We start from the raw sequence: 25,572 nt of genomic DNA on the forward strand, positions 1-25,572 counted from the left end.
CTCTTTGATGGGTTTGCCGCAACCGCGGGATCAGGTTAAATCCTGAATCATACTGGCTACAAATTGATCCGGATAAGATAGAAACGGTGCATGACCGCAACGGGGCAACATGACCAGTTTTGAATTTTTCAATTGCTGACTCATCCATCTCGCCGCGCCGGGGCCGGTGATAACATCATTCTCGCCATGCAGCAATATCGTTGGTTGGGTGATATTTCTTAACTTCTTGCGCAGATCGCTAGTGAGCAGAATCTGCAATCCGGCTTGCAATCCAGTCACATCCGGTTGATCACGCTCAGAAAAGCTCTCGCGCAACTGTGACAGTACCGCCGTGGCATCGACACTGCCGCTCACTTGCAAGGTCAGAAACCGGCTCAGCGTGGTTGCATAATCCCGCTTCAAATTCCGCATGAACAATTGCAAAGTCGCCACATCCATTCCCCACCGCCAGTCTTCACGGCTGACGAAGCAAGGCGTCGTTGCAATCAAGACAAGCTTTTTGAAACGCGCCGGTTCACGCAACGCAAGTTCAATCGCAACCTGTCCGCCTAGCGACCATCCGCAAACCATGCAACTCGCGGGCAATACATCCGAAACCATTTCCACAACATGTTCCAGCGTACCGGGCTCGCAAGCGGAACTGAACCCATGCCCTGGCAAATCCACTAAGCACAGACGGAAATTCCGCGCCAGCCTTTCACGTACGCCATCCCAGATGCCGCTGTGCATGGCCCAGCCATGCAGCAGAACAAGATCCGGACCGGCTCCGATGAATTCGGTATGCAGACTCATCAGCTACAAGGTGTCAAACACTATCCAGTTCCCTCAGCGCAGTCCCCAGCCGGGCAACGTCGTCCGTGCTGTGCGATGCGGATAACGAGATCCGCAGCCGTGCCGAGCCTTGCGGCACCGTGGGCGGTCGGATCGCCGGAACCAGCAAGCCTCGTTCGCGCAACGCGTTGCTTATCTCCAGCGCCTCATCATTCCCGCCGATGACCAACGGCTGAATGGGGGTGACCGATGGCAGCAACCGCCAGTGCAGCGATTGCACCTCCCTTTTCAAACACGCAACAAGTTGCGTCAGCCTCTCGCGCCGCCATTCCTCATCTTCGATCAAGGTCAGGCTTTTCAGCAAAGTATGGGACAGCAGCGGCGGGGTCGCGGTAGTGTAAACATAGCTGCGTGCATGCTGAATCAGAGTTTCAATGACTTCCGGTTGCGCCGCGACAAAAGCGCCAAATACGCCCGCCGCCTTGCCAAGGGTAGCCATGTAAATGATACGCGGCGAACTGATATGGAAATGAGAAACTGTTCCCCGCCCTTGCGAACCGAGTACGCCAAAACCGTGCGCATCGTCGAGCATCAACCATGCATCGTATTTTTCGCACAATGCCAGCAGACTGGCAGCGGGCGCGACATCTCCATCCATGCTGAATACCGCGTCGGTCATCACCAGTTTGCGCCTGGACTGACATACAGCGAGCTGCCGCTCCAGCATGGCCAGGTCGAGATGGGAATACCGGATAAACCTTGCGCGCGAAACCAGCGCCGCATCATTAAGGGAAGCATGATTGAGCTTGTCGGCGAATATCGTGTCGCCGCGATCCAGCAGTGCCGTAATTACGCCGGCGTTGGCCATGTATCCCGTGGAAAATAACAATGCCCGGGGGAACCCCGTGAAATGAGCCAGCGCCTCCTCCAGTGCGTGGTGGACTGAAGAATGTCCGCTGATGAGGTGTGAGGCGCCCGCCCCTACCCCATATTGTCTGGCACCTTCGCAGGCGGCCTCAATCAAGCCGGGGTGATTGGCAAGGCCGAGATAGTCGTTACTGCAGAATGCGAGATACTCGCATCCAGCCATTAAAACATGTGTTTGCTGGGGACTCTCCAGGGTCAGACGGCGGCGGTATAGTTTCTTGCTTTCCCGCACGCGCAGCTGTTCGCGTAATTGTTCGCGTTGTTCGATGAAATCGTTGAGCATTCCGGTTGTCCGGTTAAGGCGGCGTAAAAAAGGTTAAGCGGATGGGCATGCCGTACCCTCCCCTACACTTGCTTACATTGAACGGAGTCCCAGTTTGTCAAATAACGCCTTGTCCCGTTCCGCTTCCGGATTGCCGGTGGTAAGCAGCTTGTCTCCATAGAAAATCGAATTGGCACCCGCCAGAAAACACAGCGCCTGCACCGCATCCGGCATTTCCTGCCTGCCCGCCGACAGCCTCACCATGGCTTTAGGCATGGTGATACGTGCCGCCGCGATGGTGCGTACAAATTCCAGCGGATCGAGTGCCGCCGTTCCATACAGCGGCGTGCCTTCCACCTGCACCAGATAGTTGATGGGAACCGATTCAGGGTAAGGGTCCAGATTCGCCAGTTGCGCAATCAGTCCGGCACGTGCATGGCGGGATTCACCCATGCCCACGATACCCCCGCAACATACATTGATACCCGCACCCCGTACCTTCTCGAGCGTATTCAGTCGATCCTGGTAGTCGCGCGTGGTGATGACCTCGCCGTAATATTCCGGTGCCGTATCGAGATTGTGATTGTAATAGTCGAGTCCCGCTTCCTTGAGTTGTTCCGCCTGGCCGGGCCTCAACATCCCCAAAGTGGCGCAGGTTTCAAGCCCAAGCGCCTTGACGGCACTCACTATCTCCGTCATCTTTTCGATATCTCGTTGCTTGGGCCCACGCCAGGCCGCCCCCATGCAAAAACGGGATGCGCCTTGCGCCTTCGCCGCAGCCGCCGTCTCAACCACTTCTTCCAACGACAGCATCCCCTGATTTTCGACACCGGTATGATAACGAGCCGCTTGAGGGCAGTAACCGCAGTCCTCAGAACATCCACCTGTCTTGACCGAAATCAGCGTCGACAGTTGTACTGCATTGGCATCATGATGCTGGCGGTGGACCCGTTGAGCACGGTGAATCAGATCGTTGAATGGCATGTCCAGCACATCCCCGATTTGGGAAACGGTCCAGCTCACCGACCCGGTAAAGGTGTCCGCCAGGCCAGGCGCATCGCCTGACTGCTTTTGCATGGAGGTAGCAGTCACGCCGGAATTATCCGTCACGCGGGGGAAAAGCTGACTCATACGATGTCCTTATATGGCTATCTGGTAAAGCGATGGATTGACCGGCTTGCGCTACAATGATCGCGATAATTTGAAATCAATCGCATCGTGGTACAAGAATAATCACGGATTCCCCTATTGTTGTCAATTTTTTTAATTCTATTCTTGAACAATAGCTTAAATATTATACAGACCCTGCTCGGCCAATACTGCCTACTTTGCGGTACCGCCAGCAACGGGGACCTGTGCCTACCTTGCCGCGATAGCCTGCCTCATTTGCCGCTTCATCATTGCAGGGTTTGCGCACTGCCCGTGACCGGATCGCATGTCTGTGGCGCATGCCTCGCAAAACCGCCCGCATTTGATCGTACCGTAGCAGCATTTCGCTATGCTTTCCCCATGGACGCCCTTGTTCATTCACTCAAATATCAGGCAAACCTTTCCATGGCGCCCGTATTGGCGGATTTGCTATTGACGCGGATTGACAAGAGCCCAATCCCGGATTTCATCGTACCAATGCCATTGCATCCCGTTAGATTGCGTGAAAGAGGTTTCAATCAGGCCCTGGAAATCGGCCGCAAATTGTCAAAACAATGTGGCAGTCCACTATTACCGGGTGCCTGCCAACGTATCAAGAACACCCCTTCACAGGCCGGGTTACCGTGGAAAGAGCGCGAGAAGAATATACGGGGTGTGTTCACGTGTGAAACCGATCTTACCGGCAAGCACATCGCCATCCTGGACGACGTAATGACCACCGGCGCAACCCTGAATGAACTGGCAAAGACACTGCGCAAACACGGCGCCGTGCGCGTGAGTGGATGGGTCGTCGCAAGAACGATGTCCCCTGTATCGCTTCACGATTCTTGACAGCTTTCAATCCCGGATCGGAAATGCCTGCTACTTCCGGATCAAAAAACAAAAATCTTACCCTTGATAAGCCTATGCTCGATGTAATTTTATTCCAGCCTGAAATCCCGCCCAACACCGGGAATATCATACGGCTATGTGCCAATACCGGTACGAGGCTCCATCTCATCAAGCCGCTCGGCTTTTTCCTGGAAGATAAGCAGTTACTGCGCGCCGGACTGGATTATCACGAGTTCGCCAGCATGACGATTCATGAAAACTGGACAGACTGTGCGCAACAATTGCGAGGACATCGTCTTTTTGCCGCTTCAACCAGGGGCAAGCAACGCTATGACTTGACTGCTTACGCCAGCGGAGATGCATTCCTTTTTGGCTCGGAAAGCCGTGGACTGCCGGCCGAGATACTGGAGAGTTTTCCTGAACAGCGCCGTATCCGCGTACCCATGGTATCCGGCAGCCGCAGTCTTAATTTGTCCAATACAGTCGCAGTGGTGATCTACGAAGCGTGGCGGCAGACAAGCTTCGAGAAAGGCATATAAAATTTTTGCTGGAAACCAATTTCTATTTCATTAACTTCAGATCAGGAAGTTTCCGCTTTCGGTTCCCGGTTAAGCAGCGCTTCCACCGCCAGTCTCGCCGGCACCCCATCATGCAGTATGCTGCATACCGCCTGAGTAATCGGCATTTCAATTTTCAGTGCCCGGCTTAGCCGCAATACTTCACGCGCTGTATGGACACCCTCGGCGGTGTGTCCCAGCTCCCGCAGGATATCCGGCAACGGGCGGCCCGCCGCGAGTAGCAGACCAACTCGCCGATTGCGGGACAGATCCCCGGTACAGGTAAGTATCAGATCTCCCGCTCCGGTCAGCCCCATGAATGTTTCCAGACAGCCACCGAGTTTTAGTCCCAGGCGCGTAATTTCCGCCAAGCCCCGCGTAATCAGGGCTGCACGAGCATTGTGGCCAAAACCCATGCCATCGGAGATGCCGGCGGCTATCGATATGACGTTCTTCACCGCCCCGCCGGTTTCCACTCCGGCGACATCTGTGCTTGAGTAAATCCGCAGGCGTGCGGTATGCAGCTGTGCTGCGATGCTTCGGGAAAATTCTTCATCATGCGATGCCAATGTCAAGGCAGTGGGGAGCCCTTGCGCAACTTCCTGGGCAAAACTGGGCCCCGACAACACACCACAGGGCGCAACACCATCATATTCCTCCTGTGCCACCTGATGAGGCAGCGTCGCCGATTGCGCTTCGAATCCCTTACAGCCCCAAACGACCGGCACGACTTTTCCGCAAGCAACAATTCCACGCAACGTCTCGCGTAATCCGGCAACCGGAACCACGATAAGGGCAAGATCGGCACCCTCTACGGCAACATCAAGAACAGATGTCAGCCGCAGAGAATCGGGTAATGGAAAGCCGGGAAAATAGCGCTGGTTGCTACGCTCGGAAACAAGTTCCGCTAGATGCGCCGGATCACGGGTCCACAATGTTACCTGGTGGCTGGACGCACGGTTATTGGCACCAAGACTGATAGCCAATGCGGTGCCCCATGCGCCCGCGCCAAGAACAGCTATTCTCATGAGCCCCAGACTTGTTGCGTTCTGACATAGCCCGTTTGTCCATCCCGGTGGCGGACCTTGACCCAGCCATTCGCAGCGGGTTCAAGCTGTTCCATCACCACATTCTGCTGTGCCTGAAATACCAGCGCCGAACTTGCACTCGCTGCCTGATAAATCTCGGCTTGGGACGCCGTAACAATTACATAGCGTTTTTCGCTTAATGCCTTTTCTTCCACCCAGGCAAGGCTGCCTCCACTATCGCGCACCTTGACCCAGCCTTCAACCTTCACTACCGCCTCTACCGGCAGATGACGGCTCGCCACATACAATTTATCGGCCTTGAGTGAGGGCGCATCATACATGACGGTAGCATTCTCGGCCAACGAAAAAAACTCAAATGCCGCAATGGCATGCACCGGACACAACAGTACGCCAATCAATAGTCCCAGGGCGCTGTATGGCGGGAATGGAATGGTGACGAATGCGTCGTGAGCATGCTTCATTTTCAGTGCGTTATTTTATTCTCTTCTTCCGGTTTTTCCGCCGCCGCCACAGCATTCATCTCGGCTTGCTGTTTTCCCTGGTGATAAAGTGCCTCGAAATTTACCGGGCTTAAAATTACGGCGTGGAATCCGGCGCGGGTAACAATATCCGAAACAGCTTCGCGCAAGTAAGGGAAAAGAATATTGGGACACCCAATCCCCAATACGGGATCCATTTCGCCTTCCGGCACATTGCGAATCTGAAAAATGCCCGCCTGACCCACCTCCACCAGAAACATGGTCTTCTCCTTGACCTTGGCAGTGACCGTTACCGTCAACAGTACCTCATACAGACCTTCGTCAACGCGCTCCCCCTTGCTATGCAACTGTATGTTCACTTCAGGTGTTTCACGCTCAAGAAAAATTCTTGGAGCATTTGGAATCTCCAGGGACAAATCCTTGACATAGATTTTTTCAATACTGAAAACCGGCTGCTGGTCGCTCATGTTGGAGTCCATATGGATAGTCAAAAATGGGATGTTACCTTACAAGACTGCGGAGGGGATGCCATGAATCTCAAGCCGGTCAAAACCGGGTATGCCGCTAATCAGACCGCCAGGAGCTTTACCAGTCCATCACTGCGGTCAAGTTGCGCCAAGTCGTCATAACCGCCCACATGTGTGTCGCCAATGTAGATTTGGGGAACGGTGCGGCGGCCGGTTTTTTCTATCATCTCGGTACGGATGGCGGGATCCAGGTCAATACGAATCTTTTCGATTTCGGTTACGCCTCTGGCACGCAGCATGCTTTCCGCTCTTATGCAGTAGGGGCAAAAACCTGAAGCATACATGATCACTTTCATCATATTGCCCCCATCATTTTTTTACTATCGGCAAATTCGCCTGGCGCCATGCATCGATCCCGCCTTGAAGGTTATGGACATGCGCAAACTCTTTTTTGCGCAAAATCGAGCCGGCTTTACCCGTGGCATTCACACCGCTGCGATGTATCAATATGACCGGCTTGCTCTTGAATTTTTCCAGTTCGTGCAGGCGCTCCTCAAGCTTGTCAGCGGGAATATGCTTGGAATTAGGGACATGGCCCGCATTGTATTCACTCCCCTCACGCACATCCAAAACAAGCGCATCCTTGTAATTGATGAGCTGAACCGCCACCAGGGTGTCTATCTCGTTGCCGGAACGCCGCAACAACGGCCATAACAACATGCCACCGCTCATCAGGGCGGCCACAACCAGGGCAATATTATTTTGCAAGAATGTCACTTGATACTCCTTAGTTTCCTCAATCCGGCAATTTTATCAGAGATGAGAATGCTATGGGGCTCCCCACGTTCCGGCAAACCCGATAGGCCCCCATGAAGAGCTACGGTACCGCAACCATTTCGCCAATATTCTAATAAGAATACATAACTGCTTGGAAAAATTCGCATATTCTTGCATGCTGCGGCCATGGACAAAATATAATAAAATACTATGGTATTTCAAATCGCTTTGCGCGAAATTTCATCTTTTTTATAAAGAACAATATGAAAAAACTCATTCTCCTACGTCATGGGGAAAGCACCTGGAATAAGGAGAATCGTTTTACTGGCTGGACAGATGTGGATTTATCGCCGAAAGGTCTGGAAGAAGCCAAGAATTCCGGCCGGCTATTACGGGAAAGCGGATTCGCGTTCGATGTTGCCTATACGTCAGTATTGAAACGCGCCATACGCACCCTATGGATCGCGCTGGATGAGATGGATCAGATGTGGATTCCCATTCACCTGTCCTGGCGGTTGAATGAGCGGCACTATGGTGCGCTGCAAGGACTGAATAAAACCGAGACAGCGCTCAAATATGGCGAAGAGCAGGTGCAAGTCTGGCGGCGCAGCTACAGCATCCGCCCACCCGCGCTGAAACCCGAGGATGATCGATATCCTGGATTCGATCCTCGCTACCGGGGGCTGGCCAGCGAGGATATTCCACTGACCGAATGCCTCCAGGATACGGTGGCAAGATTTCTGCCCTACTGGAACGAAACCATTGCCCCGCAGGTCCAATCCGGACAACGCGTGCTCATTACAGCGCATGGCAACTCGCTACGCGCGCTTGTCAAATATCTCGACAATCTTTCCGATCAGGACGTTCTGGAACTTAATATTCCCACCGGGGTTCCGCTCGTGTACGAACTTGATGACAACCTGAAGCCGCTGCGGAATTATTATCTCGGTGATCGTGCGCAAATCGAACAAGCCATGCAGGTCGTGGCAAACCAGGGAAAAATACTACCCCCCTCTTGAGCTCGCGCTCATTAATTCCGCACCGCGCATATATCAGGCGGAGCATGATCTCTTCCAGCAAAGAACGTTTGCATATGTTTGAACCTGAATCCGGTGGTTGACTGCTCATGCTGGGAATATTATTTGTAAAGTTTTTTTGCATCACTTGATTCTCACCCTCCGGGGTGAGTCCGCTGCGAATTCAGGTTAAAAATTTGCACTCTTGACCGGCATTCATTCATGGTTGCATAAGGCCCGCAAGTTCATTCCGGCTTGTGTACTGATTCTGTCGCATTCGCTTCATGCTGCTCCCAAGGTTGATAACGAAAACTTGAAGCAACTGCGTGGTCGCATTGAAGCATTACAGAAAGAACTCGTGGACACGGAGGAATCGAAATCGGAAGCGGCAGACGCATTGCGCGAATCCGAACAGGCTATCAGCGCCGCCAGCCAAAAATTGATTGCGCTTACCCGTACGCGGGACGAAGCCAATAACAGGCTCCGCCAATTGCAGACACAATCCAGACAAGTCGCCGTTAATATCGAGGCGCAGCAGTTGCAGTTGAGCAAATTGCTCTATCGGCAGTATGTAGGTGGCGGTGGAGAAAAAGAATATCTGAGTCTTTTATTCAACCAGCAGGATCCCAATCAGATTGCACGCAATCTCCATTATTACGGCTATCTCTCCCGCGCCCGACTGGAGGGCATTAACGCTCTGCGCTCAAATTTTCAACAACTCGATGCGCTCACCCGCGAAAGCCGCGAAAAAAGTCTGGAAATCGCCACAATCCAGGCTAAGCAAACCGAGTACAAAAAACAACTCGAACAGAAAAAAATCGAACACAAAAACCTGCTATCCCGAATTTCAATGCAGGCTGATCAGCAGCGGCGCGAAATCAGTAAACTCAAGCGCGACGAAGAACGCCTGTCACAGCTGGTGGAAAAAATCGCCAAGATGCTCGCACGCAAAAAAAAACGTACCGAGCCTCGCACCAGTTCCCTGAGCAATGACAGAATACCGGATGGATCGACGGATGGAAATCCATTTTCGGCATTGAAAGGCCACTTGAGTTTGCCGGTACGCGGGGAACTTGCAAACCGTTTTGGTAGTCCACGTGCTGATGGCGGTGTGACCTGGAAGGGATTATTCATACGTTCAGCCAGTGGCGCGGAGGTAAAAGCCATTGCGGGCGGGCGCGTGGTATTCGCCGACTGGCTGAGAGGATTTGGCAATCTTATGATTGTGGACCACGGCGGCAGCTATATGAGCCTCTATGGCAACAATGAAGCCATCCATAAACAGGTGGGCGATGCCGTTCGCGGTGGCGATACCATCGCGACGGTGGGAAACAGCGGCGGCAACCCCAATTCCGGTTTATACTTTGAGCTACGTCATCAGGGCAAACCGTTTGACCCATTGAACTGGGTCAGAATAAAATGAACGATGCAACAAAATTGACACGTGTGGAGAAAGTTTAATGGGTAACAAGATGCGGCAATTCGGCTTGATCATTTTCGGTGCGATCGCCGGTGTGATGCTGAGCCTCAATTTTTCTGCTGTCGCCAACAAGGAAGTCACGGAGGTTTTGCGTCCGCTTCCCGTTGAGGAACTGCGTGCGTTCACCGAAGTCTTCGGCCGCATTAAAAGCGATTACGTTGAGCCGGTGGAAGACAAGAAACTCATCACTGAAGCCATCAATGGAATGCTGACTGGCCTTGATCCCCATTCCGCCTATCTCGATTCGGACGCCTTCAAGGAGTTGCAAATTGGCACGCAGGGTGAATTTGGCGGATTAGGCATTGAAGTCAGCATGGAAGACGGGTTTGTCAAGGTTATCTCGCCGATCGAGGATACGCCCGCATTTCGCGCCGGCATCAAGCCTGGCGATCTTATCATCAAGCTGGACGAGACTGCGGTCAAGGGTCTCTCGCTCACCGATGCGATCAAGCGCATGCGCGGCAAACCCAATACGCCTATCACCCTCACCGTATTGCGCAAGGGTGAGACCAAGCCGCTGGTGTTCTCCTTGATACGCGCCGTCATAAAGATCCAGAGCGTTAAATCGAAGATGATCGAGCCCGGTTATGCATACATACGTATCACGCAGTTCCAGGAACAGACTGGTGAAAACCTCGTCAAGGCCATCGATAAATTATTCAAGGAAAGTACTGTGCCGATGAAGGGGCTGGTGCTGGATCTGCGCAACGATCCAGGGGGCTTGCTGAACGGCGCGGTTGCGGTTTCCGCCGCCTTCCTGCCCTCCAATTCACTGGTGGTTTATACCGATGGCCGTACTGACGATGCCAAGATGAAGCTGAAAGCGAGTCCGGAATTCTACCTGCGCGATACAAAAAGTGACTATCTGAAGCGATTGCCGCCCGCGATCAAGACGGTGCCAATGATTACCCTCGTAAACGGGGGTTCGGCCTCCGCATCTGAAATCGTGGCAGGGGCCTTGCAGGACCATAAGCGTTCCGTGGTAATGGGTACGCAGACCTTTGGTAAAGGATCGGTACAAACCATACTGCCGCTAGGCAACAATACCGCTATCAAGCTCACTACCGCACGCTACTACACGCCTAACGGGCAATCCATTCAGGCCAAGGGAATCACGCCGGATATTCTTGATGAATCGGCGAAAGATGAAACCGAACGCTTGCGGGAATCCGACCTGGATAGACATCTGTCTAACGGTAAGCCGAAGGAAACCAAGCCTGAAGCCGAAGCAGCGAAGGTAGAGCCGAAACCTGCCGTCAAAGTACCCAAAATGGAGAATGGCGAAGACAAAAACAAGAAGCGTGAACCCCCAGCGGAATTTGGTTCCAGCGGCGACTTATTGCTGACCCAGGCAATGAACTATTTCAAAGGTGGCGCCACAGCATCGGACAAGAACTCTGATTCCGCAAAAGCTGTTAACTGAATCACCATTAGCCGGGTCTGATTGTGATTTTCAAGGCACGTAAGGGGGAGTGAGCCATATACGGCGGCAATGCGCTTTCCGCTTTTGCGCCCTAGGCCTTATTAATTGTTGCGTCAGAGACCCATTCCATCAGGAGCGGTGCCAGATCGTTGGCAAGCTCCGCTCTTAAGCGGAAGTAGGACCCAATAAGCGCAGCGGATTGCGCCGTATGAGCATTCCATCCCCATCGATACTCTTGCGATACCTGACTATTATGCATTGCGGCCCGGAAGGGGTCATCGTGAATCTGCATAGCGGTCTCCCCGCAGCCGCGCCACGGTGAGCAATGAACGACGACCAACTGCTGCGCTACAGCCGGCACATTCTGTTGCCGCAAATCGGCATAAAGGGACAGGAAGCCTTAATCCGGTCGCACGTGCTCCTAATCGGCGCGGGGGGATTGGGTTCACCCATAGCGCTGTACCTTGCCGCGAGCGGGGTCGGTAAGCTGACTATTTGTGATAGTGACAAGGTTGACCTGACCAATCTTCAGCGACAAATCGCTCACAGCACGGATCGTATCGACACACCCAAATCAATTTCCGCAAGGAAAACGCTTGCGGGCATCAATCCGGAAGTCAATGTCATTGCACTGAACGAGCGCCTGGATGAAAGCAGGCTGCTGCAGCTCGTCATGGATGCTGATGTGGTGGTGGATGCAAGCGACAACTTCCCTACCCGACACGCCATCAACCGGGTCTGCGTCCTTCGGAAAAAACCACTCGTGTCCGGCGCAGCGGTGCGTTTTGACGGACAAGTCGCCGTATTTGATCTACGTCACGCGCACAGCCCTTGCTATCACTGCCTGTTTCCCGCAAGCGGAGAAGATCAGGATACGCGTTGCGCAGTGATGGGGGTGTTTGCACCCCTGGTAGGTATTATCGGTTGTGTCCAGGCAGCTGAAACGCTGAAAACCTTGCTTGATATTGGACAAACCCTGAATAACCGTTTGCTGCTGCTCGATGGCTTGTCGATGGAATGGCGCTCCATCAGGCTGAACAAGGACCCGGTGTGCAAGGTCTGCGGCACCGGTGCCAGCATCGGTGAGCCTATGTCCGAGATACGGCACATGACAGCAACTCCCTGCGCTGGGCCTCCCAATATTCCATCGGGTCGCGCTTGAAGCCACTTTTGGCGAACTGGTGCCAGCGCCCCGCTACATAGCACATCAGCAGGTTCGCCTGGGCGGGGATATCCAGATTGGCCGAGATTTCGCCCTCGCTGGCGGCGAAGCGCAGCACCTGTTTCAACGTCGCCTCAAGCCGGTCATGCAATTGATTGATGCGTAGCTGCAGGCGGTCATTCTCGTTTATCAGCGCGTCGCCGGTCAACACTCGCGTCATACCCGGATTTTTCTGCGCAAAGCCAAGCAATAGCGACAATATCCCTTCAATTTGCCGCATGGCGCTTTTTTCTTCCGTCGTCAGTCTGTTGATAAGGCTGAACAAAGTGGCCTCGATGAACTCGATCAGGCCCTCGAACATCTGAGCCTTGCTGGCAAAATGCCGGTATAGCGCCGCCTCGGAAACATCCAGCTTGACCGCCAGCGATGCGGTAGTGATTTTCACAGGACGTGGCTCTTCCAGCATTTGCGCGAGAACCCGGAGGATTTGATCTTTTCTGTCACTGCGCTTGGCTTGCATGACTTCTCTCTTCGATAATGCTTTAGTTCAGTTTCAAAACGGCTCTACCTATTGCCCGTAGCGCGACGACGGCTTTTCGGGACCATACGCACAAATCAGGGGAGAAATACCAGTGGCGGAATTTTCATGCAACGCACTAAGCGAGGCACATTGTGCCGTATCTCATCTTTAGCCATGTCACTGAGGAGGCATGAATAAATCCCCAATCCTATCCCCACAGCGGCCTCTTGAGAGCTTGCGCCGACCCCTGGCAGCCTGTTGGACTTAAAGAAAATTAGCTGCGAAAGCGTCTGGCCCGTCCATATTTCACTGCTTTTTCGGCCGATAGCACAAATTGGCCTTCAAAATCGTCAGAATCTGTCCTTGCCCAGCCATTTTTTCGCTTCGATTCTCAAGTCCGACAGGCAGCTAGCTCGCCTTTATTAACGTCCCTACACCCTCATCTGTCAGCACTTCCAGCAACAATCCGTGTTCCACCCGCCCATCAATGATATGACAGGATTTGACTCCATTTTTCACTGCATCCAGCGCCGAGCCGATTTTTGGCATCATGCCGCCCGAGATGGTTCCATCCACAAATAATTCATCCACCCTCTGCGCGGTTAATCCGGTCAATAAATTGCCATTCCTGTCCAGCACCCCCGGCGTATTAGTGAGCAGTATCAGTTTCTCTGCCCTCAGTACACTCGCCAGTCCGCCTGCAACGAGATCAGCATTGATATTATAGGATTCGCCATTTTCTCCCACACCGATGGGCGCAATCACCGGAATGAAGTCGCGCGTTTCGAGTAACGCTATCAGGGCGGGGTCGATGCTTTCAATTTCTCCCACCTGACCGATATCGATCCACTCACCCTCCTTCTCCCGATCCTGCATAAGCATTTTTCTTGCACGAATGAAGCCACCGTCCTTGCCGGTCAATCCTACCGCATGGCCGCCATGCCGGTTAATGAGATTGACAATGTCCTTGTTAACCAGTCCCCCCAATACCATTTCCACCATATCCATCGTTTCGGCATCCGTCACGCGCATCCCCTGGATGAATTCGCCCTGCTTGCCGATCCGCCGCAACATATCGTTGATCTGAGGTCCGCCGCCATGAACGATCACGGGATTCATCCCCACCAGCTTCAGCAATACGACATCACGGGCGAAACCCTGCTTGAGATTTTCCTCTACCATGGCGTTGCCGCCATATTTGATGACAATCGTTTTACCGTGAAAGCGCTGGATATACGGCAGCGCCTCAGCCAGGATCTTGGCTTTATCTTTTGCGAAAGATGGAGATAAAGGCATGATTCTTCCTTATGAATTTTGGGTATATTATCCTGAATCCGGCGGCTTGCCGCTCATTTTTCACTCGTTTTTTAAGCCTGCCGCCATGAGCCTCAAAGGTTTCTTGCGTAACCTGGCTCATCACCTTAATGATGAGTTTGCTACAGCTCGGATTCGGGAGTATGCCAGATCACGGATGCGGAAAAGCCCTCGTCCATGAAACAGGTCACCCACCGCAAGCCGGGGAATTCATCTAAACCTCGCGTGGCGCATGCAGGTGCGGGGTAGACGCATCAGTCGTCTTGGCAATGCGGTCAGGCACGTCAGGCATTGGATCAAAATAGCGGTATAGCATGGGTACCACCACCTTCGTCATCACCGTCGCGGTAATCAGCCCGCAGATCACCACAATGGCTAGCGGCTTCTGCACCTCGGAGCCGAGGCCGGTTGCGATCAGGAACGGCGCCAGGCCCAGTATCGTGGCCGCGGCGGTTATCAGCACGGGACGGAAGCGCGCCTCGCAACTGGTTTTCACCGCGTCGGCCACGCTTAATCCCTGCTCGCGCAGTTCCTTGATAAAAGATATCAATACCACGCCGTTCAATATGGCTACGCCCCATACCGCGATGAAACCCACTGATGCCGGTACCGATAGATACTCGCCGGTGATGAACAGCCCGATAACACCACCGACCGAAGCAAACGGCAAAGCGGTGAAGATAAGCAAGGCGAGCTTGACCGAACCAAACAGCATGAACAACAGGAAGAAGATTGCGGCGAAGGTGATCGGCACAATCACCGCGAGTGTTGCCATGGCGCGCTCCATGTTCTCGAACTGCCCGCCCCAGACAAAATAATAACCAGAAGGCAATTTGACTTCCTTCGCGGTACGCTCCTGTAATTCGGCAACGAAACCTCCCAGATCGCGATCATGCACATTGGCACCGACCACCACGCGGCGTTTGGCGTACTCGCGCGAAACGATCGCCGGACCGTCTATGACCTTGATGTCCGCCACCGCGCTCAGCGGCACCAGAACGCCGCCCCGAGCCATCATGCCCTCAGGCCCCGCGTTACCGGGGGGGCGCAGCAAGAGATCGCGGATCGCTTCGACATCGTCACGGAACTGTTCGGGAAAGCGCAGGAGAAGCGTAAAGCGCCGCTCACCCTCGAACACCTGGGTAACCGCCTTGCCGCCGATCGCCGTTGCGATCAACTCATTCACATCAGCAACATTGAGACCGTGGCGGGCAATGGCGCGGCGGTCGATGTCAATGGTCAATTCCTGCTGACCTGACAGGCGCTCGATGCGGAGATCACGTGCTCCACGTGTTGACTTGACGATGCGCGCCACCTGCTCGGATAACTTGCGCAACTCTTCCAGGTCGTCGCCGAAGATCTTGACCGCGACCTGTGAACGGACCCCCGTTACCATCTCATCCACCCGCTGCGCGATCGGTTGCGACAGTGCAATATTCACGCCCGGCAGCACTGTCAGCGCCTTGCGGATATCTTCTTCGATTTCCTGCTGGGTTCGGCCCGATCCCTTCAAATCCAGGGATGCGATGGGGTCGGATTCGTTCTGCGATGCCGGATCGGCGGGCGATTCGCCCCGGCCCAGCTTGGACACTACGGACACGACTCCAGGTATCTTGGCGATCAGTTTCATCGCTTCTGTTTCCAGTTTGATCGCTTCATCCAGCGAAATCGAAGGTACGCGAATAATCACAGGTGTCACCGCACCTTCCCGCATGATCGGAATGAAGGATTTTCCAAGAAACGGATACAGGCCGACCGCCAGCAAAAGAGAACCCACCGACACCATCGCCGTGGCCTTCGGATTCCTCAATGCTAAATAGAGCAGGCGCAAATAAAGAGATTTGAGAATGGCGACAATTTTGGTATCTTCCTCGCTTCCTCCCTTCAGGGCATAGTCGCATAGCACCGGCGACAGCAGCACCGAAACGACCAGCGCCACCAGCAGTGCGATGGAGATGGTAACGGCAAGCGGGCTGAACATCTTGCCTTCCATGCCCTGCAGCGACATAAGCGGCAGGAATACGAGAACAATGATGATAATTCCGTAGATGACCGGTGCACCCACCTCAGCTGCCGCCTTGGCAATCGTTTCGCTCTTCGGCTCGTCGCCGGTGGCATGGCTCAGGCGCAGAAAGATATTTTCCACCACCACCACGGTGGGGTCGACCATCAGTCCAATGGCGATCGTTAGCCCTCCCAGGGACATCAGGTTGGCTGGAATGCCCAGATAATTCATGATCATGAACGTGACCAGCGGCGTGATGATAAGCGTCGCGCACACGACCAGGCTTACGCGCAGGTTACCCAGGCAGATAACCATTACCAGGATCACGAAGACCAGTGCCTCGATCAATACGCGGTACACGGACTCCAGCGCGGCATCCACCATAACGGTCCGGTCATAGAAGGGCACGATCTGGAGCCCGCCCGGCAACAGGCCCCGTTCGTTGATCTCGGCAACCTTTTCCTTCACCCGTCCGACTATTTCCTTGGCATTGCCGCCGCGCAGCATCATCACGATGCCAGTGACCGACTCAGTGTAACCATCCTTGATACTGGCTCCGAGTCGTACCTCCCCGCCGAACTGCACTTGGGCCACATCCCGCACGTATACCGGCACACCATCCAGTTCTTTGAGCACGATGTTGCGGATATCGTCCAACGTGCGGATCAGGCCGACACCACGGATCAGGTATTGCTCCGCGTGTAAGGGCAGTATATTACCGCTGGAATTCGCATTGTTGCTCGCAATGGCCCGGTCGACCGCTGACAGCGTCAGATCATAGTGACGCAACCGGTTGGGATCAACCAACACCTGGTATTCCTTGACATGACCGCCGATGGAATTGATCTCCGCTACACCCTGGACCGAACGCAGCAGCGGTCGCACCACCCAATCCTGAATCGTGCGCCGTTCGGTCAGCTCCTCGACGGTTAATGCGCGCTGGCCATCGTCGGGATGATCGATCGTATATTGATATACTTCGCCCAGACCAGTGGATACAGGCCCGAGCACTGGCATGATGCCCGGTATAAGCCGGGGAGATACCTCAATCAGCCGTTCCATCACCAGTTGGCGCGCAAAGAAAACGTCGGTCTTGTCGGTAAACACCAGGGTGATAAGCGACAACCCGCTCTTGTTCAGGGAGCGCATCTCCACCAGCCCCGGCAGGCCGGTCATGGCGATTTCCACCGGTACCGTAACCAGCCGTTCGATCTCCTCCGGACTGCGCCCGATCGCCACCGTGGCGACCTGCACCTGGATATTGGTCACATCGGGAAAAGCATCGACCGAGAGATTCTTCGCGGCAAAAATGCCTGCGGCACACAGGGCAAGCGCCACCACTACGACTACCAGGCGCTGCCTGAGCATAACGCGCACGATGGAGGCAAGCATGACGACCTACTCCAGTTCTGCGAGCTTGCGCTCGTTGTCCAGATGAAAGGCGCCGTCCACCACGATCTTCTGATCGATCGTAACCCCGTTCAACACTGGATACATATCAGCAACTTCGGGACCCAATTCGACAGGGATGCGGAGGAACCGATTATTACCCTGAGCCAGGAATACATAGTCGCGGTTGGCCTCGCGCACTACCGCGGTTTCCGGCACTACCAGGCTTTTATGCGCATTGTCGGTAATGTGCATGGTGGCCAGCATGTCGGGCTTGAGCTTGCGCTGGGGATTCTCCACCATGGTGCGCACCATCACGGTGCGGGTGAGCGGATTCACCGTATCGGCAACGAATATGATGAGACCATCAAGACTTACGTCACCCAACGCCGGAACGTGTATCTCCACATGTTGACCGACTTGCACATTACGCGCGATCTGCTCCGGCACATCGCCCACCACCCAGACAGAGGATAGATCGGCCACTCCGAACAGTTGATCGGCCGGTTGCACCACCTGGCCGATGATGACATTCCGCGAAATAACAATTCCGCTCCTCGACGCATTGATAGTAACGTTAGGCACAATATGCCCCTGCTTCGCCAGTTCCGCCAGCACGGCTTTATCCATCCCCAGCAAGCGCAACTGGTCCTTCGCCGCCTCCAGCTCGGCGCGGGCGACCTCCAGCTCCGACTCACGCCGTTCCACTTCGGCGACGGCGATCACATCGGCGGCCAGTAAATGCTTGGCACGCTGTGCCGCTTTTTCCGTCAGCACAGTCCGCGAAAACGCGCGCAAATAGGCGAGCTGTGCGTGGGTCAGCTCAGGGCTGGAAATACGCGCCAAAGGCTGGCCGGCGTTAACGCTGTCACCCAGCATGACGTATAAATCGATGATGCGCCCTGTCACGTAGGAGCCGATGCGAACCAGCCTCTCCTCATCCACCTCGACCTGGCTGGGAACCTGTAATCTATCAGCGAGATCGATCATCGCGGGCTGGCCAATCTTTATACGTGTCACCATTTCCGGCCTGATCGTGATGCTGTTCACATCCTCCTGCTCTTTCCTGGCTTCCTTGGCGGGAGCCGCGGCCTCCTTACCGTTGCCGCACCCGGCAAGCAGCGCGACTATGACAACAGCACCGGTGATGTGCATTGTTTTTTTCATTCGACACCTTGCTCCCTGGGATAATAAGCCCGCAATCGGTCGATTTCCGCAGCAGCGGCCTGTAGATCAAAGCGTGCCTGCAACGAATCCATAAGTATCCCTCGCAAAATACGTTGGGTGTCGAGTACGTCTATGAGGGGACGCTCGCCAAAGCGGTAAGCCGCCTGGGCAATCTGCAACGCATTCTCAGCTTCCTTGATGATGCCGCCCTCGAACATCTCCACCCTGCGGCGCGCAATCTGCAAGGCCTGCCAGGCGGATTCAAATAGTTGGCCAATTTCGTAACGGCGGAATTCCAGCGTTTCCCGCGCCCGCGCGGAATCCGCCACGGCCGCGTCGATTTCTCCGCGGCGGCGATAGAACAGGGGAACCGTCACTTTCAGGCCAGCCCTGTTGTCGGTGTATTGATCATCTTGATAACTGTTGTATAAGACGTCCACTGAGGGCAGCACTGTAGCGCGTTCCTGATCGATGCGCAGGCGGGCTCGGTTCGACTCAGCCTGCAAACGCAACACATCCGGGTTGATAGCCGGCACTTCCTCACGCAGTTCCTCCAGCGGAGGCAGGCTGACCGGATCGAACAGGGATGCCTTTATCGCGAAATCAGGCTTCAGGGCACCCGCCGTGAACTGCATCAGCGCCACCCGCGCGCGCAGCGCTCCCAGTTCCGCCGCTTCCTTGCGGCTGGCCGCGTTCAGCACCTCGGCATCTGCGCGAACCAGCTCGAAGCGCGCGGTTTCGCCCACGCCCACGGCCACGCTGATACGCCGCCGCACTTCCCCCATCAGATCGTAGATGCCGGCCTCCATGCGCGCTATTTCCTGACGCAGCAGCAGTTCATACGCACGCACCCGCAGTTGCGCCGCCAAGTCTGCGCGCACCTGATGATAGCTGGCGCGGCTGGCCTCTACGCCCGCCTCCGCCGCACCGATGCGTGTGCTACGCACAAATGGATTCTCGATGGTCTGCACAACGTTCACCTGACGCGTGTTCGTGGCAGGATGGGCCAGGGGGATTCGCGCGTGTTGAGGTCCTGCTATTACGGTCACCATCGGATTAGGATAAGCGGCGGCGCCGATGACCCCCGCCTCGGCGGCGTCTACCTGGGATCGTGCCGCGCGCACCAGGCCATTGGCCTCCAGTCCCACTCGTTGCAGGGCTTCGATCGAGAGCGCTCCGGGCGGCATGGCGGCGGAAGCGGCAGCGGACGGCAGGGTGAAAGAAGGTGTCGTATCAAAAGCACTCCTGCCTGGGGATGCCGGGGCGGACGGCGTCGGAACAGAAGAAGGCCGCCTGATCGCAGGTGCTGGGGCAGATGGCTCGGTGAGGGAAGGTAATGCGGAAGGCGGCAGGCTATCCGAGGGAGCAGGGGGAGCAGGGGGCGCAGGGCCAAAAGTGGGCGAATCTTGAGCTGAAACAGCGGTGAACGGAGAGATGAGAATCAGGCTCAGCAAGATGCGGAAGCGGAGTGATATTTGCATCTACTACCTTTTTTATATTTCTGAAAGAAATGAAACTCGCTTCAATCGCCGTAAGTAAGTGGATATCTCAAACAGATGACCCGGGCACCGTTCAACATTAAAATATTAACTAAAGCCGGAATAAAGCAAGGCTGTTAATTTTAACCCAGTCAGTTTAGAATAAAATTTGCATCAATAAAAGCAGTATCTGTCTGATAATATAATCGATATTTACGAACTATTATCACACATTGTATCGGCATACAGTGCTCAATTATAAACAGTTGCATTATTTCTGGGCCGTCGCCAAGGGGGGCAGCATCGTCCGGGCTTGGCCACACAACCGAAGTCACCGAGCAGTTCTATGCAATCTCCATGGAACGCCGGCTCCCGCATCCCGCGGTGGTGGCCATCAATGGCACTGCTCACCGCGAGCTGTTCGCCACCCTCGATACGCGTTGACGCGCCCGGCTCTGCTGCCTGCAGGGAAGAGAGGGGCGAAGCCTCAGCTTCGCCCCTCTCAGCCGGACCGGCAGGCCGCTAGTTTCCGCTTGAAGCCGTCAGAAAAAGCAACTCATTGATTCTCTTGACAAAACCAGCCGGATCCTCAAGCTGACCGCCTTCAGCCAGCAATGCCTGATCGAACAGGATATGGCTCCAGTCGGCAAAGTGCGTCTGCTCGGATTTCAGGCGCTGTATCATGGGATGATAAGGATTGATCTCCAGGATAGGCTTGGTGGGATTCACTTTTTGTCCAGCCGACTTTAGCAGGCGCTCCAGATTCCCGCTCATATCGTGGCTATCCGCCACAAGGCAGGCGGGAGACTCGGTCAGGCGCAACGTGACGCGCACATCCTTCACCTGCTCGCCGAGCGTATTCTTTATTTTTTCGGTCAGTTCCTTGTAGTCGTCCGCTTCTTTCTGCTGTTCCTTCTTCTCAGCCTCGTCTTCCAGTTTTCCCAGATCGAGACTACCCTTGGCTACGGATTGCAGCGGCTTACCCTCGACCTCGGTCAGATTCGCAACCAGCCATTCATCCACGCGTTCGGACAGCAGTAGCACTTCGATGCCTTTCTTGCGGAAGATCTCCAGGTGCGGACTGCTTCTGGCTGCCTTGAGGCTATCGGCTGTAACGTAATAAATTTTCTCCTGCCCGTCCTTCATGCGCGCGATGTAGTCGCTGAATGACACCGTCTGTTCGTCCGTATCGATGTGGGTAGAGACAAAGCGCAACAACTTGGCAATGCGTTCCCGGTTTGAGTAGTCTTCCGCCACACCCTCTTTGAGGACTTGGCCGAATTCCTTCCAGAAAGTTTTGAACTTGGTTCTTTCCTCTTCCTGCTCGCTTTGCGCCAGATCATCGAGCAGTCCCAATACTTTTTTCACCGCGCCGGCACGTATGGCTTCAATATCTTTTGATTCCTGCAATATTTCGCGCGAAACATTCAGCGGCAAGTCATTGGAATCGATCACCCCGCGCACGAAGCGCAAATAATTCGGCAGCAATTGTTTCGCATCGTCCATGATGAACACCCGCCGCACATAAAGCTTGATACCGTGACGGGGTTCGCGATCGTATAAATCGAACGGGGCGCGCGATGGAATGTACAGCAACTGGGTATATTCCTGCTTGCCCTCCACCCTGGCGTGAACATAGGCCAGCGGCGGCTCGAAATCATGCGCCACATGCTTGTAGAATTCTTCGTACTGCTCCGGCGTGATCTCGTTTTTGGCGCGCGCCCAGAGTGCGCTCGCCTGATTGACGGTCTCGTCTTCATCGGTAATCGTGTTCTCATTCTTTTCCTGAGACCACTCCTCTTTTTTCATCACAATGGGCAGCGTGATGTGGTCGGAATACTTGCGGATGATGGCGCGCAACCGCCAGCCGCTGAGCAAGTCATCCTCGCCCTCGCGCAAATGCAGAATGACCTGTGTGCCGCGATCTGTTTTCTCTACCGTCTCAAGCGTATAATCTCCTTCGCCCGCGGATTCCCAGCGGACACCGTGTTCGGCGGTCAAGCCCGCCCGGCGGGTAATGAGCGTTACTTTGTCCGCGACAATAAATGCCGAATAGAAACCGACGCCGAACTGGCCGATCAGGTGCGCATCCTTGGCCTGATCGCCGGTTAATGCACTGAAGAATTCGCGCGTTCCCGACTTGGCGATGGTGCCGATATGGTCAATGACCTCTTGCCGGGACATGCCGATGCCATTATCAGCGATGGTGACGGTGCGCGACGCGGTATCGTAGCTCACGCGGATCTTCAGATCCGAATCGGATTCGTACAGCGCACCATCGGTTAATCCCTCGAAGCGCAGCTTGTCGGCGGCATCCGATGCGTTGGAAATCAGTTCGCGCAGGAAAATTTCCTTGTTACTATACAAGGAGTGGATCATCAGATTGAGCAACTGTTTGACTTCAGTCTGAAAACTTAGATGTTCTTTGGTAGCTGTCGCTTGCATGGGTTTCTCTCCTAAAAAAATGCAATAAGATAATGAGGGTGGATTGGCGGTTTTCAAGCTGATCTCCTTTAAAAAATCGCCAGGACCTCGTTTCAGAGGCGATTTTCCTCTTTTTTAATTGATTCTAAATTTATGGATATTCCCAATATTCCGGAGTTCTAGCATGTTTGCCCTAAAAGCCTTTATCCGTTCTGCTGTTACGGTTAGCTTCTTCTGCTGTATCCTGCCCGCCGCCGCACAATACCAGGGCCGTTCACTGCCACTTGACAAAATCAAACTGCCCGCCGGATTTTCCATCGATTTGTGGGCGGAAGTTCCCAACGCGCGCGGCCTGGCACTGGGAAAGAACGGCACGGTATTTGCTGGCTCCAAGGAAGCGGGGAATGTTTACGCCATCACGGACAATGGTGGGACACGGCAGGTTAGGACTCTCGCAAGTGGCCTCAATTCCCCGTTGGGAGTAGCCTTTCGGGATGGGGCACTCTATGTCTCCGCAGTGGAGCGCATTCTGCGCTTTGATGGAATCGAAGAAAAACTCGACCAGCCGGGAAAACCAGTAGTGATAACCGATAGTTTTCCCACTGAAAAGCACCACGGAGGAAAATTCATCGCTTTTGGCCCGGATGGTCTGCTATATGTGCCGGTAGGTGCGCCCTGCAATATCTGCGAACCCGACCCCGAGCGCTTTGCATTGATCGCGCGCATCAAGCCGGACGGTAGCGGGCATGAGATCTATGCGTATGGGGTAAGAAACACGGTGGGTTTTGATTGGCATCCCGAAACAAAGGAACTATGGTTTACGGATAACGGGCGTGACTGGATGGGCGACAATCTGCCACCCGACGAACTCAACCGCGCACCCGCAAAGGGCATGCACTTCGGTTACCCCTACTGCCACGCGGGCGATATTCTCGACCCCAAGTACGGCGCAAAGCGCGATTGCGGCAAGCTTGCCGCCCCCGCAGCCAAATTCGATGCGCATGTTGCTCCCCTGGGTATGCGTTTCTACACCGGCAAAATGTTTCCGCCGGAATATCGCAACAATATCATTGTTGCCGAGCACGGCTCCTGGAATCGCCGTAATAAAATAGGCTACCGGCTTCAGCTCGTACGGATAAAAAACAATAAGGTCGTCAAACAGGAAGTATTCGCCGAAGGTTGGCTGGAACAGGAAAACGTATGGGGAAGGCCGGTGGATGTACTGGTGATGCCCGACGGAGCGCTACTGGTTTCTGACGATTACGCCGGGGTTATCTACCGGATCAGCTACAAGAAACCTTAGCAACCAAGGGCCAGTCACGGACCCAAGCGAGAAAATCTCATGTTGAGTAATTGGCGTTGATAACAACGGGCAGGCCGTCCCCCCGGAACTTCTCTACACTCCCTCCCGATAGCGTATTGAACGCGCTGGAGAGCATAGGCTTCCGTAGCGATGGCCGGCTGTTGGCTCTCAATAGCTACGAGAACCGCGTCTACCAGATCGGCATGGAAGAGGGTTCCCCGCTGGTGGCAAAATTCTATCGGCCCGGACGCTGGACGGATGCCGCCATACTCGAAGAACACGCCTTTGTGGAGGAACTGGCCGAGCGCGAAATACCTGTCGTGCCCGCGTTGGTGCTGGATGGAATCACGCTGCACAGCTTCGAGGGGTTCCGCTTTGCCGTTTTTCCAAAACACGGTGGCCGTGCACCCGAGCTGGAAGACCGCAACACGCTGGAATGGATGGGACGCTTCCTCGGGCGCATCCACGCTATCGGTGCACTCAAGCCGTTTCACGAACGCCCCACGCTGGATATCGCCAGCTTCGGTGAACAACCGCGCGATTATCTGCTGACGCATGCATTTATTCCGGCCGATCTCGATGCAGCCTATCGTGGCGTGGTGGATCAGGCGCTGGACGGCGTGCGCCACTGCTTTGCGCGCGCAGGTGACGTGCGCGCCTTGCGCCTGCACGGCGACTGCCACGTGGGCAATGTGCTGTGGACGGACGACGGTCCGCATTTCGTGGATTTTGACGACAGCCGCATGGGACCGGCGGTACAGGACTTGTGGATGCTATTGTCGGGCGAACGCGCCGACAGGGCACGGCAATTGACCGAGGTGCTGGCTGGATATGAGGATTTCTGCGATTTCGACGAACGTGAATTGCATCTGGTCGAGGCGCTGCGCACCCTGCGCCTGATCCATTATGCGGCGTGGCTCGCGCAGCGCTGGGACGATCCCGCCTTCCAGCAGGCGTTCCCGTGGTTCAATACCCAGCGCTATTGGCAGGATCGCATCCTCGAATTGCGCGAACAGATCGCACTGATGGATGAGCCTCCGCTGTGGCACGCTTGACAGTTATTCCGGGGGCTCATGGGATGATTATTGGAAACGTATGATTGAAAGCAGTTAATCAAGTTTTTGAGGTTTATACGGATACGAAAATGACGTCCTGCCCCTGTGGCGGGGTGGCGTTAACGGCGAAACTGCCGGGCACCCAGGGCAGCAATGAAAAATACGCCGACTGCTGCGGCCGCTATCTGGATGGCGGCGAAGCCGCGCCCACCGCGGAAGCATTGATGCGTTCACGCTACACCGCATACACCCTCGGTCGGGAAGATTATCTGCTGGCTACCTGGCATCACGGTACACGCCCGGCTTCACTTGAACTGGAAGGCAAACCGCGCAAATGGCTGGCGCTGGAAGTGAGGCGCCATGAACAGTCAGAGCCGGATCATGCGGTAGTGGAATTTGTGGCGCGCTACAAGGTGAGTGGTCGCGCACATCGTTTGCATGAAATCAGCCGCTTCGTGCGCGAGGCGGGGCAGTGGTTCTATGTGGATGGTGATCTCGTCTAAGGCCGGAGATGGAAATGACAAAGTACTAACGTTCGTTTAAATCAGGGGCGGTTCACCAATCCAG

The 25,572-nt window shown here is 54.7% G+C and carries 24 protein-coding genes and 1 pseudogene; 11 read left to right on the plus strand and 14 right to left on the minus strand.

The window, feature by feature from the left end:
- Window positions 1-30: 30 nt before the first annotated feature.
- From bioH to bioB, 3 genes are all read right to left on the minus strand, one after another.
- Window positions 31-792 carry a pimeloyl-ACP methyl ester esterase BioH gene (bioH, locus tag EBAPG3_RS12320; RefSeq protein WP_004179195.1) on the minus strand — a complete coding sequence of 254 codons (762 nt, stop codon included), beginning with the start codon at window positions 790-792 and terminating at the stop codon, window positions 31-33.
- 13 nt (window positions 793-805) lie between these two features.
- The gene (gene bioF, locus EBAPG3_RS12325; RefSeq protein WP_004179194.1) at window positions 806-1,981 is read right to left on the minus strand and encodes an 8-amino-7-oxononanoate synthase; all 1,176 of its coding nucleotides are present in this window, start codon (window positions 1,979-1,981) and stop codon (window positions 806-808) included.
- Window positions 1,982-2,053: 72 nt separating this feature from the next.
- Complete coding sequence (bioB, locus tag EBAPG3_RS12330) at window positions 2,054-3,091, minus strand: biotin synthase BioB (protein ID WP_040852727.1); 1,038 nt, start codon at window positions 3,089-3,091, stop codon at window positions 2,054-2,056.
- A gap of 144 nt (window positions 3,092-3,235) precedes the next feature.
- Here bioB and EBAPG3_RS15470 point away from each other — a divergent pair.
- From EBAPG3_RS15470 to trmL, 3 genes and pseudogenes are all read left to right on the plus strand, one after another.
- A pseudogene (locus EBAPG3_RS15470) lies at window positions 3,236-3,403 on the plus strand (double zinc ribbon domain-containing protein); the annotation flags it as partial.
- Between the two features lie 66 nt (window positions 3,404-3,469).
- Entirely contained in the window at window positions 3,470-3,940 is a 471-nt protein-coding gene (locus tag EBAPG3_RS15475; protein WP_227869301.1) for a ComF family protein, read from the plus strand.
- A gap of 74 nt (window positions 3,941-4,014) precedes the next feature.
- Window positions 4,015-4,479, plus strand: a complete 465-nt coding sequence (gene trmL, locus EBAPG3_RS12340) for a tRNA (uridine(34)/cytosine(34)/5-carboxymethylaminomethyluridine(34)-2'-O)-methyltransferase TrmL (RefSeq protein ID WP_040852767.1) — start codon at window positions 4,015-4,017, stop codon at window positions 4,477-4,479.
- Between the two features lie 41 nt (window positions 4,480-4,520).
- Here the strand turns inward: trmL and EBAPG3_RS12345 are convergent, their stop codons facing one another.
- The 5 genes from EBAPG3_RS12345 to EBAPG3_RS12365 all read right to left on the minus strand — a co-directional run bounded on the left by EBAPG3_RS12345 (window position 4,521) and on the right by EBAPG3_RS12365 (window position 7,269).
- The gene (locus EBAPG3_RS12345) at window positions 4,521-5,525 is read right to left on the minus strand and encodes an NAD(P)H-dependent glycerol-3-phosphate dehydrogenase (protein WP_004179186.1); all 1,005 of its coding nucleotides are present in this window, start codon (window positions 5,523-5,525) and stop codon (window positions 4,521-4,523) included.
- Entirely contained in the window at window positions 5,522-6,007 is a 486-nt protein-coding gene (locus tag EBAPG3_RS12350; protein ID WP_004179184.1) for an SH3 domain-containing protein, read from the minus strand. The genes EBAPG3_RS12345 and EBAPG3_RS12350 overlap by 4 nt, the downstream gene beginning before the upstream one ends.
- Before the next feature lie 2 nt (window positions 6,008-6,009).
- Entirely contained in the window at window positions 6,010-6,492 is a 483-nt protein-coding gene (gene secB / locus EBAPG3_RS12355; protein WP_040852764.1) for a protein-export chaperone SecB, read from the minus strand.
- 101 nt (window positions 6,493-6,593) lie between these two features.
- The gene (grxC, locus tag EBAPG3_RS12360) at window positions 6,594-6,851 is read right to left on the minus strand and encodes a glutaredoxin 3 (RefSeq protein ID WP_040852725.1); all 258 of its coding nucleotides are present in this window, start codon (window positions 6,849-6,851) and stop codon (window positions 6,594-6,596) included.
- Window positions 6,852-6,861: 10 nt separating this feature from the next.
- Window positions 6,862-7,269: a rhodanese-like domain-containing protein gene (locus EBAPG3_RS12365; protein ID WP_004179180.1), complete on the minus strand. Its 408-nt coding sequence runs from the start codon at window positions 7,267-7,269 to the stop codon at window positions 6,862-6,864.
- 263 nt (window positions 7,270-7,532) lie between these two features.
- Between EBAPG3_RS12365 and gpmA the strand changes: the two genes are divergently transcribed.
- From gpmA to EBAPG3_RS12390, 4 genes are all read left to right on the plus strand, one after another.
- Window positions 7,533-8,288: a 2,3-diphosphoglycerate-dependent phosphoglycerate mutase gene (gene gpmA, locus EBAPG3_RS12370; protein WP_004179172.1), complete on the plus strand. Its 756-nt coding sequence runs from the start codon at window positions 7,533-7,535 to the stop codon at window positions 8,286-8,288.
- 202 nt (window positions 8,289-8,490) lie between these two features.
- A complete protein-coding gene (locus tag EBAPG3_RS12375) occupies window positions 8,491-9,708 on the plus strand; it encodes a murein hydrolase activator EnvC family protein (protein ID WP_004179171.1) in 1,218 nt (405 codons plus the stop codon).
- A gap of 37 nt (window positions 9,709-9,745) precedes the next feature.
- Window positions 9,746-11,188: a S41 family peptidase gene (locus EBAPG3_RS12380; protein WP_004179170.1), complete on the plus strand. Its 1,443-nt coding sequence runs from the start codon at window positions 9,746-9,748 to the stop codon at window positions 11,186-11,188.
- Between the two features lie 325 nt (window positions 11,189-11,513).
- The gene (locus EBAPG3_RS12390) at window positions 11,514-12,350 is read left to right on the plus strand and encodes a HesA/MoeB/ThiF family protein (protein ID WP_081607287.1); all 837 of its coding nucleotides are present in this window, start codon (window positions 11,514-11,516) and stop codon (window positions 12,348-12,350) included.
- Here EBAPG3_RS12390 and slmA read toward each other — a convergent pair.
- Window positions 12,277-12,870: a nucleoid occlusion factor SlmA gene (slmA, locus tag EBAPG3_RS12395; protein ID WP_004179168.1), complete on the minus strand. Its 594-nt coding sequence runs from the start codon at window positions 12,868-12,870 to the stop codon at window positions 12,277-12,279. The two genes, EBAPG3_RS12390 and slmA, sit on opposite strands and share 74 nt — an antisense overlap.
- Window positions 12,871-13,278: 408 nt before the next feature.
- The gene (gene argB / locus EBAPG3_RS12400) at window positions 13,279-14,166 is read right to left on the minus strand and encodes an acetylglutamate kinase (protein WP_004179166.1); all 888 of its coding nucleotides are present in this window, start codon (window positions 14,164-14,166) and stop codon (window positions 13,279-13,281) included.
- Between argB and EBAPG3_RS12405 the strand changes: the two genes are divergently transcribed.
- The gene (locus tag EBAPG3_RS12405; protein ID WP_004179164.1) at window positions 14,165-14,365 is read left to right on the plus strand and encodes a hypothetical protein; all 201 of its coding nucleotides are present in this window, start codon (window positions 14,165-14,167) and stop codon (window positions 14,363-14,365) included. The genes argB and EBAPG3_RS12405 overlap by 2 nt on opposite strands.
- A 33-nt stretch (window positions 14,366-14,398) precedes the next feature.
- Here the strand turns inward: EBAPG3_RS12405 and EBAPG3_RS12410 are convergent, their stop codons facing one another.
- The 4 genes from EBAPG3_RS12410 to htpG all read right to left on the minus strand — a co-directional run bounded on the left by EBAPG3_RS12410 (window position 14,399) and on the right by htpG (window position 22,668).
- Window positions 14,399-17,581 (minus strand): efflux RND transporter permease subunit, encoded by a 3,183-nt coding sequence (locus tag EBAPG3_RS12410; protein ID WP_004179163.1) that lies wholly within the window; start codon window positions 17,579-17,581, stop codon window positions 14,399-14,401.
- Between the two features lie 6 nt (window positions 17,582-17,587).
- Window positions 17,588-18,745 (minus strand): efflux RND transporter periplasmic adaptor subunit, encoded by a 1,158-nt coding sequence (locus tag EBAPG3_RS12415; RefSeq protein ID WP_004179161.1) that lies wholly within the window; start codon window positions 18,743-18,745, stop codon window positions 17,588-17,590.
- Window positions 18,742-20,226 (minus strand): TolC family protein, encoded by a 1,485-nt coding sequence (locus tag EBAPG3_RS12420; protein WP_004179159.1) that lies wholly within the window; start codon window positions 20,224-20,226, stop codon window positions 18,742-18,744. Before EBAPG3_RS12420 ends, EBAPG3_RS12415 begins: the two co-directional genes overlap by 4 nt.
- Window positions 20,227-20,745: 519 nt before the next feature.
- Window positions 20,746-22,668 (minus strand): molecular chaperone HtpG, encoded by a 1,923-nt coding sequence (gene htpG / locus EBAPG3_RS12425; protein WP_004179157.1) that lies wholly within the window; start codon window positions 22,666-22,668, stop codon window positions 20,746-20,748.
- Window positions 22,669-22,831: 163 nt separating this feature from the next.
- On the opposite strand from htpG, the gene EBAPG3_RS12430 reads away from it, so the two are divergent.
- The 3 genes from EBAPG3_RS12430 (at window position 22,832) to EBAPG3_RS12440 (ending at window position 25,508) form a co-directional block, all read left to right on the plus strand.
- On the plus strand, window positions 22,832-23,950 hold the full coding sequence (locus tag EBAPG3_RS12430) for a PQQ-dependent sugar dehydrogenase (protein WP_004179155.1): 1,119 nt from the start codon (window positions 22,832-22,834) through the stop codon (window positions 23,948-23,950).
- A 56-nt stretch (window positions 23,951-24,006) separates the two neighbouring features.
- The gene (locus tag EBAPG3_RS12435) at window positions 24,007-25,005 is read left to right on the plus strand and encodes a serine/threonine protein kinase (RefSeq protein WP_472462599.1); all 999 of its coding nucleotides are present in this window, start codon (window positions 24,007-24,009) and stop codon (window positions 25,003-25,005) included.
- Between the two features lie 89 nt (window positions 25,006-25,094).
- Entirely contained in the window at window positions 25,095-25,508 is a 414-nt protein-coding gene (locus EBAPG3_RS12440; protein WP_051049052.1) for a YchJ family protein, read from the plus strand.
- Window positions 25,509-25,572 lie beyond the last annotated feature (64 nt).

The sequence above is a fragment of the Nitrosospira lacus genome (assembly GCF_000355765.4).
Lineage (GTDB): Bacteria > Pseudomonadota > Gammaproteobacteria > Burkholderiales > Nitrosomonadaceae > Nitrosospira > Nitrosospira lacus.

Excerpts from the sequence above, each read along its gene's own strand:
- bioH (WP_004179195.1), bottom strand. The coding sequence starts at position 792 with ATGAGTCTGCATACCGAATTCATCGGAGCCGGTCCGGATCTTGTTCTG.
- EBAPG3_RS12410 (WP_004179163.1), bottom strand. The coding sequence starts at position 17,581 with ATGCTTGCCTCCATCGTGCGCGTTATGCTCAGGCAGCGCCTGGTAGTC.
- EBAPG3_RS12440 (WP_051049052.1), top strand. The coding sequence starts at position 25,095 with ATGACGTCCTGCCCCTGTGGCGGGGTGGCGTTAACGGCGAAACTGCCG.
- EBAPG3_RS12420 (WP_004179159.1), bottom strand. The coding sequence starts at position 20,226 with ATGCAAATATCACTCCGCTTCCGCATCTTGCTGAGCCTGATTCTCATC.
- slmA (WP_004179168.1), bottom strand. The coding sequence starts at position 12,870 with ATGCAAGCCAAGCGCAGTGACAGAAAAGATCAAATCCTCCGGGTTCTC.
- bioB (WP_040852727.1), bottom strand. The coding sequence starts at position 3,091 with ATGAGTCAGCTTTTCCCCCGCGTGACGGATAATTCCGGCGTGACTGCT.
- bioF (WP_004179194.1), bottom strand. The coding sequence starts at position 1,981 with ATGCTCAACGATTTCATCGAACAACGCGAACAATTACGCGAACAGCTG.
- EBAPG3_RS12380 (WP_004179170.1), top strand. The coding sequence starts at position 9,746 with ATGGGTAACAAGATGCGGCAATTCGGCTTGATCATTTTCGGTGCGATC.
- argB (WP_004179166.1), bottom strand. The coding sequence starts at position 14,166 with ATGCCTTTATCTCCATCTTTCGCAAAAGATAAAGCCAAGATCCTGGCT.
- htpG (WP_004179157.1), bottom strand. The coding sequence starts at position 22,668 with ATGCAAGCGACAGCTACCAAAGAACATCTAAGTTTTCAGACTGAAGTC.
- EBAPG3_RS12350 (WP_004179184.1), bottom strand. The coding sequence starts at position 6,007 with ATGAAGCATGCTCACGACGCATTCGTCACCATTCCATTCCCGCCATAC.
- EBAPG3_RS12345 (WP_004179186.1), bottom strand. The coding sequence starts at position 5,525 with ATGAGAATAGCTGTTCTTGGCGCGGGCGCATGGGGCACCGCATTGGCT.
- EBAPG3_RS12430 (WP_004179155.1), top strand. The coding sequence starts at position 22,832 with ATGTTTGCCCTAAAAGCCTTTATCCGTTCTGCTGTTACGGTTAGCTTC.
- gpmA (WP_004179172.1), top strand. The coding sequence starts at position 7,533 with ATGAAAAAACTCATTCTCCTACGTCATGGGGAAAGCACCTGGAATAAG.
- grxC (WP_040852725.1), bottom strand. The coding sequence starts at position 6,851 with ATGATGAAAGTGATCATGTATGCTTCAGGTTTTTGCCCCTACTGCATA.
- secB (WP_040852764.1), bottom strand. The coding sequence starts at position 6,492 with ATGAGCGACCAGCAGCCGGTTTTCAGTATTGAAAAAATCTATGTCAAG.
- EBAPG3_RS12415 (WP_004179161.1), bottom strand. The coding sequence starts at position 18,745 with ATGAAAAAAACAATGCACATCACCGGTGCTGTTGTCATAGTCGCGCTG.
- EBAPG3_RS15475 (WP_227869301.1), top strand. The coding sequence starts at position 3,470 with ATGGACGCCCTTGTTCATTCACTCAAATATCAGGCAAACCTTTCCATG.
- EBAPG3_RS12390 (WP_081607287.1), top strand. The coding sequence starts at position 11,514 with ATGAACGACGACCAACTGCTGCGCTACAGCCGGCACATTCTGTTGCCG.
- EBAPG3_RS12405 (WP_004179164.1), top strand. The coding sequence starts at position 14,165 with ATGATTCTTCCTTATGAATTTTGGGTATATTATCCTGAATCCGGCGGC.
- trmL (WP_040852767.1), top strand. The coding sequence starts at position 4,015 with ATGCTCGATGTAATTTTATTCCAGCCTGAAATCCCGCCCAACACCGGG.